This window comes from Desulfofundulus sp. (assembly GCF_049701015.1).
GTDB lineage: Bacteria > Bacillota > Desulfotomaculia > Desulfotomaculales > Desulfovirgulaceae > Desulfofundulus.
In genome coordinates this window covers 28,102-44,039 of the sequence record NZ_JBNATZ010000002.1, presented here as the reverse complement: position 1 = coordinate 44,039, position 15,938 = coordinate 28,102, and the positions used below count along the sequence as shown (strand labels likewise).

The window sequence follows — 15,938 nt, the reverse complement described above, 5'->3', positions numbered from 1 at the left end:
GGGACCCTGTCCTCAACCGTAGCCGTACAGATGACCCGCGTATCTCCCACTTCCACCAACACTGATCCTTCGGCATACTTGTTAAAATTCCTGGTGATCTTCACCGGCCTGATCTGACCCGGTTTCCTGCCGTCCACCCTCTCCATAATTCTCCCCCTGTCTCTCAATGTTCCATTACTCAAGGTTCCATTATAGTATATCCATCAACCGTATTAATACAGGAAATATGTATCCCCCTCAGCAGCCAGCTCCACCGTACCACCAAAACCCGCCTCGGCTTCGGCCTTTAAAACCGCGAGATCGTATTCAGGATAGAAATGCGTGATGATAAGTTCCTTCACCCGGGCCTGCCGGGCCAGGATTCCCGCCTCCCGGGCAGTCATGTGCCGGCCTGCCAGGAAACCGGCATCCTTATCCAGACCCGAGGCTTCACACAGGAAGATACCCGCTTCCCCGGCCAGGGCAGCCAGTTCTTCGGTGGGTGCGCTGTCGCCGGAGTAAACAAAATAACCTGACCCTTCCACCCCTACCGAATAGGCGGGCAGAGAATGGCGCGCCGGCAGGAAGAAAAGCCGTACGGGACCAACGGACCCGCACCGTACCTTTATGCCGGGCGGGACTTCCTCTTCCGGCAGGCATTCGATGGGTACCACATCAAAAGCATCGGTACAGGCGGAGAACTCCTCAAAAATATGTGCCGGTTCCGAAGGCAAAAAAAGCTGCACTTTACGCCAACGGTGCTTCTCCCGCAGCCCCGCGGCGGTGGCATGACGCAAGCAGTGCAGGTCCACATAGTGATCGGGATGCAGGTGGGTTATCACCGCAGCCCGCAGGTCGCAGTGGTGGATAAACTGTACGAGACGGCTGAAAGTACCGTGACCGGCATCCAGCAAGATATTACCCCCGCCGTCCTGAAGGAGATAACCTGAACAGGCCCCACCTGCAGCCGGGTAGGGAGCCCAGCAGCCCAGAACGGTGATCCGCATTTACACACCTCCCATTTCCCACTTTTCTTCCGACTTCGGACTTTTCACTTCTCACTTCCCAACCTGGCTTCTACACAACACCCCACCGCCCCGGTATACTGGGGATTCTCCGGCACCACCACCAGCACCCCCAGCTCTTCAGACAGGATTTTCCTTAAAGCTTCATTCCGGGCGACACCGCCCGTAAAAACCAGTGTGTCGCTGAAAAGGCGCATCAGCATGGGCCGGATACGTTTAAAAATGGTGTAATTCACCCCGGCGGCCAGGGAACCGGTAGAGTGACCTTCAAGAACTTTGCCGATCAGCTCCGTTTCCCCAAAAATGGCGCAGGTGGAATTGAGATCCACGGGGTTCCGGTGATGGCGGCTGAGCTCGTCCAGGCTGATGTTCAATACGGCCGCCATATTTTCCAGGTAACGCCCGGTACTGGCGGCGCATTTATCGTTGGTCAGGAAATCCACGAGCCGCCCGCCCCGCACCAGGGCCACCTTGCTGTCCTGCCCGCCCAGGTCCAGGAGGGTGAAATCGGACAGCCCGGTAAGGTGAATCGCACCCAGCACGTGGGCCTTGATCTCCGGAATCACCCTGGCTCCTTTCAGAGCCACGGTCTGGCGTCCATAACCGGTGCTGACCACCGCCCGTGGCCTGGTTCCAGCGGGCAGGAGGGCTCCTAAATCCACCGCCAGCTGACCCTCTTCCAGCCGGCCGTGCTCCCGGTAAAAAGCGATGGTATCGTATTTTAAGAATTCCAGGCGGCCTTCTTCATCCATCAGGGCGATTTTCACATTCCTGCTGCCCAGGTCAATACCACAATACAAAAGAATACACCCCGTTACTGCAACATTTCAATAAAAGCATCCAGGCGCATGCGTGTGCGGGCATCCAGGCGGTTGGGCCTGTCCCCCTCGAGGGTGAGAACGGGGAGCTTGAGCCTCTGTCGTACTATCAAATCTTCAATTTGGCGGAAGCAAAAACTCTGGGCGTAGTGGATGACACCGTGCACCCGGCGTTTTTCCAGTTCCCGGGAGATATCTTCCAGGCGGTAAAAGATACCGTACGGGTAACTGTACAAACGATAACGTTCCACCAGATCCGCGGTCTCAAAGGGCAGGGTAAACTGACGCTGGGTTTCGTTATAAACCACCCGGGCACCCCGCTCCTCCAGATAATCGTAAAGATCGTCCATAATTGGAGGTACGCCGATGTAAGCCAGGCGAATTCTTTCCTGCCGGGGCTGCGCTTCCTTCAGCCGGGCCAGAAAGTCATCCACTTCCTGTTCAAATACGTCCGGATTTCCTTTAAAGTCGCTGCAGTTGACCTGGTACAGGTGGTTGTCCCACCCTCCAACCAGGTTTTCCTGCCAGGTCAGCCTGTCTATCTCCCATACCTTGCGGCGGATTTGATCCAGGCGCTCCCGGGCGCGGTTGACCGCAGTCCCGTCCACGCCAAAGCGGTCCATAAGTTTTTCGATTTGCAGGGCCAGGAGGTCCCGGTCGCGGTCAAAGGGATAGGCAAAGGGGATTACTTCCACACCAATCAACTCCAGGGTCTCCATCAGGGCATGGGTGTTGCTGCAGTCACCCTGGGTGACCGCCACCAGGGTGCGGATATCCCGGTGCCGCAGGACAGTGCTGTAAATCCCTTTGATCCAGGCACAGACATTCCGCGGATAACCCGCAAGTTCCGCTTCCTCCACCAGTTCCCCGGGATTGGGACTGGTTATGAAGACATTGTTTAAATCAACCGGGATGCATCCCGCGGCGTATATGACCTCCACAGGCACAGTGGTAGTAATACCCACCCGCCGGGACTTAAACTGCAAAGTTTCTTGAGTGCTCCTGTCACCCATAATAATGTCTCCTGGTAAATTAACGTACTTTTTAGCAATACCCCATAAATTCGACTTCAGTCAAGTTTTACCTGCCGGACTTCCGGAAGCTCCTCACCCAGGAATAGGCGGGCTGTTTCTTTAAATGCCCGGGGGTCTCCGCTGACAAAATAACGGTGTCTGGCCGGACCACCGGGATTATTTAACAACCCCAGGCGAAGCATCTCATCCCGGGCGGCCATGGTAGTGGCTTCAGCCGGGTCCACCAGCTTCACCTCCGGGCCGAGCGCTTCCCGGAATTCAGTTTCCAGAAAAGGGTAATGAGTACAGCCCAAAATCAGTGTATCAATGCCGGCCTTTTTCAACGGCCGCACATACCCGGCAACCGCCTCCAGAGCCTCCCTGGTACCGGCCCTGCCCGCCTCTACCAGTGGTACCAGGCGGGGAGCAGCCTGACTGAAAACTGCCAGCTCAGGATTCAACTCTTTCAAGGCCCGCTGGTAGGCCCCGCTTTTGATGGTAGCCTCAGTGGCAATAACCCCGATACGTCCCCCGGTACTCACCCGCACCGCTTCCCTCACCCCCGGCTCGATCAGACCGATCATGGGCACCGCATAAAGTTCCCTTACCACGGGCAGGGAAATGGAAGAGTTGGTGTTGCAGGCAAAAATGACGTATTTGACTCCGCAGGACACCAGGAAGGTGAGGATGCTACCGGCAAACCCGATTAATTCTTCAGGACTGCGGGGTCCGTAGGGTACGTGTGCGTTGTCTCCAAAATAGACGGTAGATTCCCCGGGCATCAGGCGAAAGACCTGCCGTGAAACCGTGAGTCCCCCTACTCCCGAATCAAAAAGACCAATGGGCCTGGGATCGCTCAATTTTAGGCTCTCTCCTTATCCTTTTAAATTATGCTCAGGAAAATACAACTTATATTTATTCAAGCAGGCGTCATCTTAGTTCAAGGGCTTACCCGGTTCAAAAAAGACAGGCCCGTGCAAGGACCTGTACCATCATAACACAGATTTTTTCTTCTGGAAAGTAACTAGCCGCCGGTTCCCTGGCCCATACGCTCACCCAGGTAATCCACAATGCCCTGGACTATGCCCTGTGCAGTCTGCTCCACAAACCAGTCCTGAGTCAACAGGGCGGACTCGCGGGGGTTGGTGATGTAGGCAACTTCCACCAGCACCGCCGGCATCGCCGAAGTGCGCAGAACGGCAAAATTAGCCTCCAGGACTCCGTCATCTTCCAACCCAAGCCTTTGCACCAGCTGAGCCTGGATGCGCCCGGCCAGCCTGCGGCTCTCCTCCCGGCGGTTGGGGTCTCCGCCGCCGGCAGGACTCAGGATATAGGTAGCCGTCCCCTGGACATCAGGGTTTACGTTGGCGTTGATATGGATGCTCACGAAAATTTCAGCCCCCGCCCGGTTGGCCATGTCCGTTCGCTCGTACAGTCCCACATCATAATCGCCGCTTCTGGTAAGTAAGGGCCTGGCTCCGCGGGCTGAAAGCAACTCAGCCACCCGCTGGGAGATCTTCAACGTAATATCCTTTTCCTGCAAACCGTTTGCTATAGCACCCGGGTCTGGCCCTCCGTGTCCCGGATCGACGGCTATAATCACATCCCGCAGGACATCGCCGGGGTCCGGAATATAAATCTGCATTTCCAGTGTTTTACCGTCTGCCGACAGGCTGGCCCGGTACTGCACCGGCCCCTTCACGTCAAAGACCAGGCGGGTAACATCCGGGGACTGGCTGAACCAGCCCACCCGCAACCTATCAACCGCATCAGTGTTCACGGGCATTTCCTTCGGCAAGTTACCAGGACAAACACCTGTTAAATCCACCACGAGACGGTCGGGAGAAGCCAGCCTGAAAATATTGTAAGTCATGGCCCCTCCGGCCGTCACCGTCACCCTTGTGACCTTACCCGCCGCAGCAACATCAAGCCCGGTCACAGCCGGACTCTGGCTCTGTTCACCCGGGCCGGCCTGCGGCTGGGAGCCTTGAGGCTGCTGCCCGGGTGAACTGCCCGCATCCCGGGACTGACCGCCAGTGTCGCCGGTCTGGGGACGTCCGCCGGGCAAACTCCGGGAGCTTTCCTCCCCCTGCACGGGCGGCGCGGGAACCGGAGTGCTGCCAGAACCGGTACTCCGGCCTTCCTCCTGAACATACCAGGCTACAATCCAGCCCGTTCCCCCACCGGGCAGCTGCACCTGATACCAGTCGGGAACCTTTCCTAAAACAGCCAGGCGCTCACCGCGGTTCACCTGGGTCACCACCGGGTTCTGCAAGCCCGGGCCGCTGCGTACATTAACTCTATTGCCCTGTACAACCACCTGCCCCGCAATACCGGAGTCGGACTGCCCGCCCCCCGGCGGAGCCACCGGTTCCACCCGGACGGCAAGGCTTTGCTGGTCCCATTCGACGCGGTAACCCAGCACCTCGGCCACATAGCGTACCGGCAGGTAGCTGCGCCCGTCCTTGAGAAGCGGTGCCACATCCATTTCCTTAGCCTGTCCGTTCACTGTCATGGTCCTGCTGCCCACTGTAAGCTTTACGGTAAGATTGCCCTTTATCAGCAAAACAGTGCCGGTATTTTTATCCCAATGGATATCCTTCTCAGCCACATTTAGGGCCAGGGCCAGGTAACGTAAAGGCACGTAGGTGCGTCCCCCGGCAATGAAGGGCGAGGCATCCATGGCAAAACTTTGTTCACTTACGAAATAGTTCTTTTCCCCCACTTTAAAAACTACTTCCTGCGTTCCACCGGCCGGGGAAGTACCCGGCCAGGATAACAACAACAAGCCTGCGGTCAGACAGGCAAACATCCCGCGGCCTAAAGAACGATAAAGTTTTCTCTTTTTCGTGATCCCAATCTTCATTCTCCCAACCCCAGCAAATGTTCGTCATAATCTGACACTGCTGGGTAAAGAATTCTCCATTAATCCTGGAAATCCTGCCAGAAAAAAATCAAAAAAAGGACCAGCTGCCTTAACTGGTCATTTTCTGGATATCTTTCAGTCTGTGTCATCCCGTTCCAGGGGCCGGCTGCTATCGAGACGGCCCGCCGCTGGGGAACCGGGTGGGGGCATTGAATGATGGGACGATGTTCCAGCGCTGCCTTTATTATGAATACGTCCCGCATAAAAAACAGCAGGAGGCAAATAACTAAGAGAAAGGGGGGTGGGTACGACGGGGAAGAAGAAGTGGTGTTTCTTGTTGGCTTCACTTGTATTCCTGTTAAACGCAGCCTCGCCGGCCAGCGGGAAAACACTGTCTATGGAAAGCTGTTGCTGTGAGCAGGAAGAGGTCCTCCACATGACAGGCTCCAAAACAGCATCCTCCGATGTGGCCCACCTGCAAAGGTTGCTGAACCGGCTGGGGTATTATCACGGACCGGTAGACGGCATCTTTGGCCCGGCCACGGCCCGGGCCGTGGAGGACTTTCAAAAAAACCGCAATCTCACACCTGATGGAATAGTGGGGCCGGCCACCTGGAACGCCATCGGCAAAATTGTCACCACGCCAGCCACCAGCCGGCAGGAGAGCCCACCGTCAGAGGAGGTAAGCATCCTCATCGATACCACGCGTCGTACCCTGACGGTTTTAGCGGGCGGCCGGCCCTACCGGCAGTACCCCGTAGCGGTCGGCAAGTACGAAACACCGACACCCCTGGGCAACTTCCGGGTGGTACGCAAGGCCATGAACTGGGGAACGGGCTTCGGCTCGCGCTGGCTGGAGCTTAACGTACCGTGGGGTCTCTATGGCATCCACGGGACCAACAAACCCTGGTCTATCGGAAGCTATGCCAGTCACGGATGCATCCGCATGCACAACCGGGACGTGGAGGAACTTTATCCCCGGGTTCCCGTGGGGGCGCAGGTGGTTATTATCGGCAACCCCTTTACCTACCGGGAACCTCCTTTTCGGGACCTGCGCCGGGACTTCTGCGGTTCCGACGTCATGGAGGTCCAGCGGACATTGGCCCGGCTGGGGTTGTTCAAAGGCAAGATCGACGGCACCTGGCGCTGGGACATGGAAGAAAGCGTTTACCGTTTCCGTGCCATGCACGGCCTCTCCCGGGACAATGTGATAGATAAACCGGCCTACCGGGCAATGGGGTTTTAAAGGGGGCTAAGTTTTTTCGCAACCGGCATCGGCCGGTTCCACCGCCGGGCGGCGGCGACGTGCCGGCCGGCGGGGCTGGTACTTGTTCTTCAAAGCCGGAACCACCTGGTGGACGTACCACCAGAGGACGATAAAACCGGCCAGAAGGTAAAGGCTTACATACAAGTCCGTGCACATCACCGCCACGGCCAGCCCGGCAAAGACCAGCGAGGTGAGGGCGGGGATAACCACGCCCCCTTTTACCCGGTAGGAACACTCAGCCTCCGGTGTTTTCTGTCTCAACCGGATCACCGCCAGGCCCGCCAGGGCATATACCACCGACTCCATGGCAGCCGCCAGGTTAACCAGTACCAGGTAATGGTGAGTTACCAGAACTACCACAGAGATGGTAACACCGGTGATAAAGACGGTGAGGATGGCCACCCAGGGTGTAAAAAAGCGCATACTCAGGCGGGAAAAAACGGGAGGCAGGACATACTCCCGGGCGGAAGCGTAAATAAAACGTGAAACGCTGATTAAGCCCGCATTAAATGTAGTAATCGAAGCGGCAAGACTCAGGACCAGCATCCAGAACAACCCTGACGGCCCGAGAACATGGCGTGCAAAAACCATCTGGGGGGCGGGTGACCCCAGCAGCATCTCACGGGGGGTAGAAGCAGTCATGGCCACGGTAAAAAGAGCGTAAACCACGCTCAAAACCCCAATGGCAAGCAGCATCCCCCGGGATACAAGGCGGCTGTGGGTGACCTCCTCGGCCAGGGGTGTCACCCACTCGAATCCAACAAAGAGGAAAACCCCAACCGCCACAGCATTGATGAAAGCCAGGGCACCGCCCGGAGCCAGGGGTGCGGTGAGCCTGAAGCCTACTTTGCTCAGGGCGATAAAGGCCAGGACCAGGAGGGAACCCATAAGTCCGTAGGTGATGAGGTCCTGGAAGGTACCGGCGATTTTAACCCCCCGGATATTCAGGCCGGTAACCAGCAGGAACATGCCCATAATCCAGGCGAGGGGCGGTACTGCAGGCAACGCAGCATTAAGGGCGCACGCCAGCACATAGCTCTCGGCTCCCACAACCCCCATCACCACCGCCATATACAGCAGAGAAACGGTCAGAGCGAGCCGGTCGTTGAAAGCCCGGGAGAAATAAAGCCGGATGCCGGCAGCGGAAGGGAGGCGGGCATTGAGTTCGGAAAAACACAACGCGGCCCCCGCGCACAACAAGCCGCCCGTGAGAATGGCCAGCCAGGCACTGTCCCCGGCCAGGAAACCGGCCACCTGCACGGCGGCCACAAAAGAGGAACTGGCCAGAGTGAGGCCAGCACTGGTTGCCACTACGGTACGCAGGGTGAGTACCCTTTTTAAACCCATTCTACTCACCCCAGATCATCAGGGAGATAAAATCCAGCCGCACAATATCATCCTCTGAACCGATGATTTTCAGCGTACCGTTCATATAGGGTTCTGTAGGGGTAATGTCGCCGTAAAAAAGGTCCGCCAGGGTCTCGCTGTCGGCGATTACCGTCAGGTCGGCCCGGGAGGGTGCACCTTCTTTAACTGATAACTCCCCATTCCGCAACTCCAGGGTATGCTGGGAAGGAATGTCGCTTGCCTGCACCAGGACTATCCGGTCCCAATCCCGGTTCATTATTTTCAGCCGCTCGTTTTTGTTGTACCCCTCCTGGAAGGCCAGGAGGCTGGCAGTAATTTCTTCGTGACTGGCCAATGGTGCCTACCTCCAAACAGATAGTGCAGATTCTAGCGCAGATATAGCACCCGGGGCTTAAAATCAAGGCGCCGTAAAAGGTCCAGGTAATCCCCGGGCGTAATTTCCTCCCAACGCTTTTGCAACAGGGCCACCAGAACCGCTTCCATGACATTGGTCCCAAAAGAACGCCCCTGAAACTCGGGCGTGGTGGTAACCAGACAGCCCGCTCCTTTTTCTTTTAAAAAGGCCACGTCATCAGCAGTGGTGGTGTTGGTAATAATAGTCTGCCCATCAAGCTGCGGCATGTAACGGCGTACCAGGTGAAAATCCCCGGCAATTACCTGTGCTTCCCGGTAATAATGCCCAAACTTCCTGACTTTTTCTTCATCCTGGGTTTCCTGTTTTTTCCCGGTGGGATAGAGCATATGAAAGGGTAACTTCGACATTTCAGGCAGCAGCCTGGCAGCCAGTTCTTCCAGCTCCTTGACCGTGCGAATGGGATAGGGAATACCGGCCGCGAAAATAAGATCCCCAAAGGTAAGATCGCAACCCAGCTCGTCAAAAGCCTCGGCCATCCCGAAGCGATCCACCGCACTCACCATCAGCACCCTGGTGCCGGGGGGGAGCAAATCCGTATGCTCCCGAAGATAATAAACAGCTTCCCTCTCCAGGGTGTTTTTCAAGCCACTGCCGTCCACAACCGGAGTCTTCCGGACGGCATCCATAAGCTTTTTGCCATCCCGGACCACATAACGGGTCCTTCCGGCGTACAGGTAGACATCAATACCACCCAACCCGATGGCATCCACTTTACCGTCCAGTTCTTCAAGCAACTGGATGGCCCGTTCAAAATCCCCGTCGGTACCCCGGCGGCTGATCTCGAAGCGTTCCCCCAGAAGCTCCACTTCCACCCGGTGATCCCGCCGGGATGAACCCAGGCTGACACTCACCACTCGTTTCAACGAAAGACCTCCATTTCCCAAACACACTGATCCTTAACCATTGTAACCAAATAGAGCTAAAAATACAAGCGCCGGCTTTTCATCTCTTGCTCCAAAAATCGGCGGACCTCTTCCGGTGCCGAGAGCTGCAGGGCTTGCAGGGCCACTTCCCGGGCTTCTTTTAAAGTGACCGCCCTGATTACTTTCTTAATTTCCGGCAGCGAACCCGCGGCCGCACTGAATTGATCCAGACCCAAACCCAGAAGAAGCATGGTGGCCAGGGGCTCCCCCGCCATTTCCCCGCACATGGCCACCTTCTTGCGGTTGTTACGGGCCACATCAATGACGTTCTTAACCAGGCGCAGGATGGCGGGGTGCAGGACCTGATGCAGAGGATTTATCCCTGCCGTAGCCCGGTCCACCGCCAGGGTATACTGTACCAGGTCGTTGGTTCCGATGCTGTAAAAGTCGACTTCGGAGGCAAAAAGTTCTGCGGTCAGGGCCGCAGATGGCACCTCCACCAGCAGGCCCACTTCGATCCGGGGGTCGAACTTTTGGCCGGCCCGGTCCAGTTCTTCCTGTGCCTGGCGGAGCATGGCCTTGACCCGGCGCAGGTCTTCAACCCGGGAAATGAGAGGGAACATCACTTTTACCCTGCCGAAAGCACTTGCCCGCAGGATCGCCCTGATCTGGGTGGTCAAGATTTCCTCGAAGTTCAAATTCAACCTTATTCCCCGGCAGCCCAAAAAGGGATTGGGTTCATAATGCGTAGGCTGAAAGAAGGGACTGGAAGGCCCTGCATAATCGAGCGTGCGGATAACCACCGGCCTTCCCCGCATCTTTTGCACTACCTGCAAGTAAAATTCGAACTGTTCGTCCTCACCCGGCATGGTATCCCGTCCCAGGAAGAGGTGCTCGGTACGGAAGAGACCAATTCCTTCCGCCCCCTGAGCCAGGGCACTATCCACTTCCCCGGGATGATCTAGGTTAGCGAACAGTTGAACACGGTACCCGTCCCTGGTTTCAGCCGGGAGGTCGGAAAGCATCTGCATTTCTTTTTTACAGGCCAGGTAGGTCTCCCGGCGGTGCTGGTACTCGGCCACCGTGGCAGGATCGGGGTTGAGAATGACCATACCTTTGCTGCCATCCACGATGATGAGGTCCCCGTTCTGTACCCGGTGTACAAAACGTCCCAGCCCCACTACGGCCGGAATTTCCAGAGACCGGGCCAGAATGCAGGCCGTACAGGTCCGGCCCCCCCTCTCAATGGCCAGGCCGAGAATGCGGGAACGGTCCAGCTGCATGCTGTCGGGGGCAGTCAAATCCCGGGCCACCACAATGGAATCTTCCTTCAGACGCGGTACCGGCGTCCAGGACTGGCCGAGCAGAATGCGCAACAAACGGCACCCCACGTCCCTGTAATCGGCTGCCCGCTCACGAAGGTACTCGTCGCCCGAATCCTCGAACATCTGAACGTAGTTGGTTACCACTTCACCCACGGCACCTTCTACATTGATACCGGACCGGATAAGATTTATAACTTCGGATTCAAAAGCGGCATCCTCCAAAATCATTAACTGGGCATGGAAGGTACCCGCCCGGTCCCGGCCGAGATCAGACATCGCCCGCACGTAAATACCGGCCAGTTCCTGGTGAGCCTGCCGGAGGGCGTGCTGCAGGCGGACGAGCTCCTGGTCAACCTCCTGGGGCAAAATGGTCTTCCGCTCAAACTCCAGTTGTTCCGGACGAAAGATAAAAACCCTGCCAATTGCAATCCCCGGTGCCCCGGCAATTCCTCTCAACATTTCGCTACCCCCCTTGAACCCTTATTTTTCAAAGAACAAAAATGGCCAGCAGTTGCTGGCACGGCTGGTACGATAAGAGCTGCTACTTCTAATATATTTTATTTTGAATTCGATGTGACTACCGTTTATTCCTCCCCATTTCGAACAAAAGAAAAAAATTTTTCTCGGAAGAAACAAGAACGGGAGGGAAAACCTCCCGCTACATTTCATCACTGATCCCGGGCACGACCATTTTCTTGTCCTGCCTGGCCTGTTCCAGCAGGGCCAGGGCCTCATCGGCCCCCTCCACGTAACCGGAACGCCACAGAGCCACCTGTGCCGGTGACAGTACAGGAGCTTCCACCTTTTCCCGAATGCGTTCCACCGCCTCATCGAAACTTTGCGGTGGCCCAAGACCGTCTTTTTTCCGCCGGTCCACACCCTCACCCCCACTTCAAACCTGCGCCCCGTGTTTTTCCAGTATGTCCACGGCGCCCCGGACCCTGTCTTCACTGGTAACAACCGTTACGAGAAACGCCCGCCCTCCCGCCGTACCGTAATCGTGTGCGGCCATGCCGCTAACCGAAGGGTCTGCAGCCTTGAGGACACGGGACTCACTGTTGGACAGGCTGTCGGTACCGGCGGAAAAAAGGGTCAAACCAGTAATGGTTTCCGCCCGGCCTGCGATGGCATAATTGACCTCCGCATTGTCCTCCACTCCGAAGCGGGAAACCCTGTCCAGGCTGATAGTCTCATAACCAGCAGCTTTCAATTCTTCTATGGCCCGCCGGGCTTTAGTGCTCGAAGGAAAGTAGGCCAGGATGGAACGCTCTCCCGAATTAAGCTGCATCACCATCACTCCCGACTTCTTTCCTGTTATTATGACCGCCGGGCCGCAAGATCATGCAAGTACAGCCTGTGTTGCAATTGCTACCGCTGGATATGCCGGTAAAAAAAGAGTAAAAACCCGGCCGTGGAACGCTGGGCCCGGGGCAGGAGGATGCTCGTCGCCTGGTGATATTTCTCCGCACCGGAAGAAGCCCGAACCAGGTGGTAATATTCCCTGGCCTCCCATGCATTGGCCGCCACCCACTCTTCGGGAGTCTGGCCCAGGTGGTACAGACCTCCCGAACGCACGCGGTAATAATGCTTTCGCTCCTTTACCCATTTCTCATAATCCAGATGCCCGTCGAAGAGCTGGCAGCAGGCGTGATGCGGAACACAGGCATCCTGTACCAGGTGCACGGATGCACCGAGCATAAATAAAGACTTGCGATAGTTTCCCTGCCGCCAGAACAAGAGCGCTTTCTCAAAATACTGCCTGCATTTTTGAGCCGCATTCGCCCACGCCCATACCCCTGTCCCCCGGAGGGGATCAAAATGATGGGTGGTGCTGCGCAGACCCCGGTCCGCCCAGGTGACCCCGGCATCGAGCTGGTCGGAAAACCGGTTGATTAACCGGGCACAGTCCCTGTAGCCGTCGTTATAAAGAATCACGCGTCCCTGTTCATTGCAAAAAACATGGGTATCACTGGCTCCCAGAACCTGTAAGGGAAGGTTTATGGATAACAGATAACGGGAGGCAGCAGTCACCGGATGGGTCAACCTGGCAACGTGAAGTTTCATTTCCCCACCTCATAGTTATTACCAGAAAGTAACCTTATTCATATTCTCCATGAACCATGAAAACCCCTTTATCATTTGTAAGGTTTGGGCAAGGGATTTTAAGTTTAGTATTTTTGAGACACGGGAAAATTGGGATTTAATTCACGAATTAATTTGCCTTATAACAATTATATGTTAAAATTATATTCAAGGCGGGGGGCGAGTACATGCAAAAAGGCTAACGATTCACAATCACCGGAAAGAGGCCAGATTCATCCATTGAACGAAAGAAAATTTATTTTAGTAAAAAAAGCACGTATGATAAGTCCACAGGCACCCCGTGGGAGGTGGGACCGTGAAACCTGCGCAAAACTTTAAATTTCTCACCGAATGTGGAATCAAAGCTACCCCCATACCGGGCACAAACAAGTACTTTATTGAATTCCAGGACGGCAGCAGCGTTTATGTGAATGAGAGGGCCTTCTTCAACCTCCTGAACTCCGGGGAAAGTACGGAAAACATCATCAGGCTGCTCCGTGAACAAAACCTCCCCCGCAATCATCCGGAACGGTACCAGAAATTATTCAGTACCAAAAAGCCGTGAAAGCTTGTCACGGCTTTTCAGCCTTTAAAAAGGTGGGCTTATTTTAAGCCCACCTTCCAGTTTTGACACCTGCTACAGTCTTAACCCCGCTTTTTTCTCCATCAGTGCCCGCACCTTCAAAGGTAAACCGAAAAGGTTTATAAAACCGGCAGCATCAGCCTGGTTGTATATTTCATCCCGGCTGAAGGTGGCCAGTTCCGGGTTGTAAAGAGAATAAGGCGAACTGACACCGGCCGGGGTGCAGTTGCCTTTGTAAAGCTTCATGCGCACCGTACCGGTCACCGTACGCTGGGTCACCTCAACAAAGGCGTCCAGAGCCTCCCGTAAAGGAGAGAACCATACGCCGTCATAAACCAGTTCGGCATAACGGGCGGCTACCAGTTCTTTGAAATGCATGGTCATCCGGTCAAGGCATATACTTTCCAGCTCGCGGTGGGCCAGGTAGAGGATGGTACCGCCGGGAGTCTCGTATACACCCCGGGACTTCATCCCCACCAGGCGGTTTTCCACCATGTCTACAATCCCCACACCGTTGGCCCCTCCGAAGACATTCAACTTCTCCAGCAGCGTCACCGGATCCAGTGATTCGCCATTGACCTGTCTGGGAATACCCTTCTCAAAATAGATTTCTACGTAAGTGGGTTGGTCAGGAGCCTTTTCCGGAGGCGTGGTCAGCAGGAGTACGTCCCCGGGCGGTTCTTTGGCGGGGTCCTCCAGGTCTCCACCTTCGTGGCTGAGGTGCCAGATGTTGCGGTCCATACTGTAAGGTCGTTCCCTGGTAACGGGAACAGGAATCCCCCGGGCCTGGGCGTAATCAATGGCATCCTCCCGGGAACGGATTTCCCACTCGCGCCAGGGAGCGATAATCCTGAGGTCGGGATTCAGCGCCTTCACTGAAAGCTCAAAGCGCACCTGGTCGTTCCCCTTGCCGGTTGCGCCGTGGGCCACGGCTTCCGCCCCTTCCCTTTCGGCCACTTCAACCAGCTTTTTAGCAATTAAAGGGCGTGCCATGGAGGTACCCAAAAGGTATTTGCCTTCATAAATGGCCCCCGCCCGCAAGGTGGGAAAGATGTACTCTTCTACAAATTCCCGTTTTACGTCCTCAATGTATATTTTGCTGGCACCGCTTTTTATAGCCTTTTCCTCCAGAGGGGCCAGTTCTTCACCCTGCCCCAGGTCGGCTACCATGGCAATGACTTCGTAGCCGTAGTTTTCTTTGAGCCAGGGGATGATGATGGAAGTGTCCAGTCCTCCTGAGTAAGCAAGAACTACCTTTTTCATAATGGTTAACTCCTTCGGAAATATTTTTTCGGAAATATTTTTTGTAACCCGGAACGTATCACGCCAGGAGGAGAGCCAGTACGGCCTTATGGGCATGCAGGCGGTTTTCCGCCTCGTCCCAGACAGCCGAGTGGGGCCCATCGATAATTTCCGGCGTTACCTCTTCACCACGGTGGGCGGGCAGGCAGTGCAAAAAGATAAAGTCGGGTTTGGCGTGGCGCACCAGTTCTTCGTTCACCTGGTAGGGGACAAAAACCCTCTGCCGTTGTTCAGCTTCCTGTTCTTGTCCCATACTGGCCCAGACATCGGTGACCACCACATCCGCCCCTGCAACCGCCGCCACCGGGTCGGTCAGGATTTCAATGCGGCTCCCTGTTGACAACGCGTCGGACCTGGCTGTCTCTACAATTTCCTCTCTGGGCTGGTAACCGGGGGGTGACGCCACGCTGATGTGCATGCCTGTTTTGGCACAGCCGATAAGCAGGGAATGACAGACGTTGTTGCCGTCCCCGACATATGCCAGCTTCAAGCCGGCCAGCCTGCCTTTGCGTTCCCGGATGGTCTGCAGATCGGCCAGGACCTGGCAGGGGTGCAGAAGGTCGGTCAGGCCGTTGATCACCGGGATATCGGCGTAGCGAGCCAGTTCCTCCACATCCGACTGGGCATAGGTGCGGATCATGATCCCGTCCAGGTAACGGGAAAGCACGCGGGCTGTATCGGCAATTGTCTCACCCCGGCCCAGCTGCAGGTCGCCGGCATTGAGGTACAGGGCATAGCCTCCCAGCTGGTACATGGCCACTTCAAAGGAAACCCGGGTGCGGGTGGAAGATTTCTGAAAGATCATGCCCAGGGTCTTCCCGGCCAGGTAAGGGTGGGGAATACCTTTTTTTTGTTTGGACTTCAACTCGTCGGCGAGATCCAGGATGGTCACAATCTCTTCGGGGGTGAAATCATGAAGGGAAAGGAGATCCCGACCTTTAAAGTTTTCCTTCACTGGTTAATCCCTTCCTTAAAATTAGAACTTCAAGATGAGGCAACCCGCTTCAGGTACGGCGTCGTCCCCCTCACCCA

General features: G+C 55.9%; 16 protein-coding genes and 1 pseudogene. 2 read left to right on the top strand and 15 right to left on the bottom strand.

What is annotated here, in order from left to right; translation table 11 throughout:
* The 6 genes and pseudogenes from ACPLUI_RS00440 to ACPLUI_RS00415 all read right to left on the bottom strand — a co-directional run.
* A pseudogene (locus ACPLUI_RS00440) lies at positions 1-146 on the bottom strand (ribonuclease PH); the annotation flags it as partial.
* A gap of 66 nt (positions 147-212) precedes the next feature.
* Positions 213-986 carry an MBL fold metallo-hydrolase gene (locus tag ACPLUI_RS00435; protein WP_424658301.1) on the bottom strand — a complete coding sequence of 258 codons (774 nt, stop codon included), beginning with the start codon at positions 984-986 and terminating at the stop codon, positions 213-215.
* Positions 987-1,030: 44 nt separating this feature from the next.
* The gene (locus tag ACPLUI_RS00430) at positions 1,031-1,804 is read right to left on the bottom strand and encodes an acyl-CoA dehydratase activase (RefSeq protein ID WP_424658300.1); all 774 of its coding nucleotides are present in this window, start codon (positions 1,802-1,804) and stop codon (positions 1,031-1,033) included.
* A gap of 14 nt (positions 1,805-1,818) precedes the next feature.
* Positions 1,819-2,835 (bottom strand): 2-hydroxyacyl-CoA dehydratase family protein, encoded by a 1,017-nt coding sequence (locus ACPLUI_RS00425; RefSeq protein ID WP_424658299.1) that lies wholly within the window; start codon positions 2,833-2,835, stop codon positions 1,819-1,821.
* Between the two features lie 56 nt (positions 2,836-2,891).
* Complete coding sequence (gene murI, locus ACPLUI_RS00420) at positions 2,892-3,695, bottom strand: glutamate racemase (RefSeq protein ID WP_424658298.1); 804 nt, start codon at positions 3,693-3,695, stop codon at positions 2,892-2,894.
* A gap of 164 nt (positions 3,696-3,859) precedes the next feature.
* Complete coding sequence (locus ACPLUI_RS00415) at positions 3,860-5,701, bottom strand: N-acetylmuramoyl-L-alanine amidase (RefSeq protein ID WP_424658297.1); 1,842 nt, start codon at positions 5,699-5,701, stop codon at positions 3,860-3,862.
* 337 nt (positions 5,702-6,038) lie between these two features.
* On the opposite strand from ACPLUI_RS00415, the gene ACPLUI_RS00410 reads away from it, so the two are divergent.
* Positions 6,039-6,947: a L,D-transpeptidase family protein gene (locus ACPLUI_RS00410; protein ID WP_424658296.1), complete on the top strand. Its 909-nt coding sequence runs from the start codon at positions 6,039-6,041 to the stop codon at positions 6,945-6,947.
* A gap of 6 nt (positions 6,948-6,953) precedes the next feature.
* Here the strand turns inward: ACPLUI_RS00410 and ACPLUI_RS00405 are convergent, their stop codons facing one another.
* From ACPLUI_RS00405 to ACPLUI_RS00375, 7 genes are all read right to left on the bottom strand, one after another.
* Complete coding sequence (locus ACPLUI_RS00405; protein WP_424658295.1) at positions 6,954-8,315, bottom strand: APC family permease; 1,362 nt, start codon at positions 8,313-8,315, stop codon at positions 6,954-6,956.
* Position 8,316: 1 nt separating this feature from the next.
* Positions 8,317-8,670 carry an SCP2 sterol-binding domain-containing protein gene (locus tag ACPLUI_RS00400; RefSeq protein WP_424658294.1) on the bottom strand — a complete coding sequence of 118 codons (354 nt, stop codon included), beginning with the start codon at positions 8,668-8,670 and terminating at the stop codon, positions 8,317-8,319.
* A 32-nt stretch (positions 8,671-8,702) separates the two neighbouring features.
* The gene (locus tag ACPLUI_RS00395; protein WP_424658293.1) at positions 8,703-9,614 is read right to left on the bottom strand and encodes a quinate 5-dehydrogenase; all 912 of its coding nucleotides are present in this window, start codon (positions 9,612-9,614) and stop codon (positions 8,703-8,705) included.
* A gap of 56 nt (positions 9,615-9,670) precedes the next feature.
* On the bottom strand, positions 9,671-11,398 hold the full coding sequence (ptsP, locus tag ACPLUI_RS00390; protein ID WP_424658292.1) for a phosphoenolpyruvate--protein phosphotransferase: 1,728 nt from the start codon (positions 11,396-11,398) through the stop codon (positions 9,671-9,673).
* Positions 11,399-11,597: 199 nt separating this feature from the next.
* Positions 11,598-11,816: a hypothetical protein gene (locus tag ACPLUI_RS00385; protein WP_424658291.1), complete on the bottom strand. Its 219-nt coding sequence runs from the start codon at positions 11,814-11,816 to the stop codon at positions 11,598-11,600.
* Between the two features lie 15 nt (positions 11,817-11,831).
* Positions 11,832-12,227: a hypothetical protein gene (locus ACPLUI_RS00380; RefSeq protein ID WP_424658290.1), complete on the bottom strand. Its 396-nt coding sequence runs from the start codon at positions 12,225-12,227 to the stop codon at positions 11,832-11,834.
* A gap of 80 nt (positions 12,228-12,307) precedes the next feature.
* Positions 12,308-13,003 (bottom strand): zinc dependent phospholipase C family protein, encoded by a 696-nt coding sequence (locus tag ACPLUI_RS00375; RefSeq protein ID WP_424658289.1) that lies wholly within the window; start codon positions 13,001-13,003, stop codon positions 12,308-12,310.
* 334 nt (positions 13,004-13,337) lie between these two features.
* On the opposite strand from ACPLUI_RS00375, the gene ACPLUI_RS00370 reads away from it, so the two are divergent.
* The gene (locus tag ACPLUI_RS00370) at positions 13,338-13,586 is read left to right on the top strand and encodes a hypothetical protein (RefSeq protein WP_424658288.1); all 249 of its coding nucleotides are present in this window, start codon (positions 13,338-13,340) and stop codon (positions 13,584-13,586) included.
* 72 nt (positions 13,587-13,658) lie between these two features.
* Here ACPLUI_RS00370 and ACPLUI_RS00365 read toward each other — a convergent pair whose 3' ends face one another.
* A complete protein-coding gene (locus ACPLUI_RS00365) occupies positions 13,659-14,867 on the bottom strand; it encodes an argininosuccinate synthase (protein ID WP_424658287.1) in 1,209 nt (402 codons plus the stop codon).
* 58 nt (positions 14,868-14,925) lie between these two features.
* The gene (gene argF, locus ACPLUI_RS00360; protein ID WP_424658286.1) at positions 14,926-15,861 is read right to left on the bottom strand and encodes an ornithine carbamoyltransferase; all 936 of its coding nucleotides are present in this window, start codon (positions 15,859-15,861) and stop codon (positions 14,926-14,928) included.
* Positions 15,862-15,938: the final 77 nt, after the last annotated feature.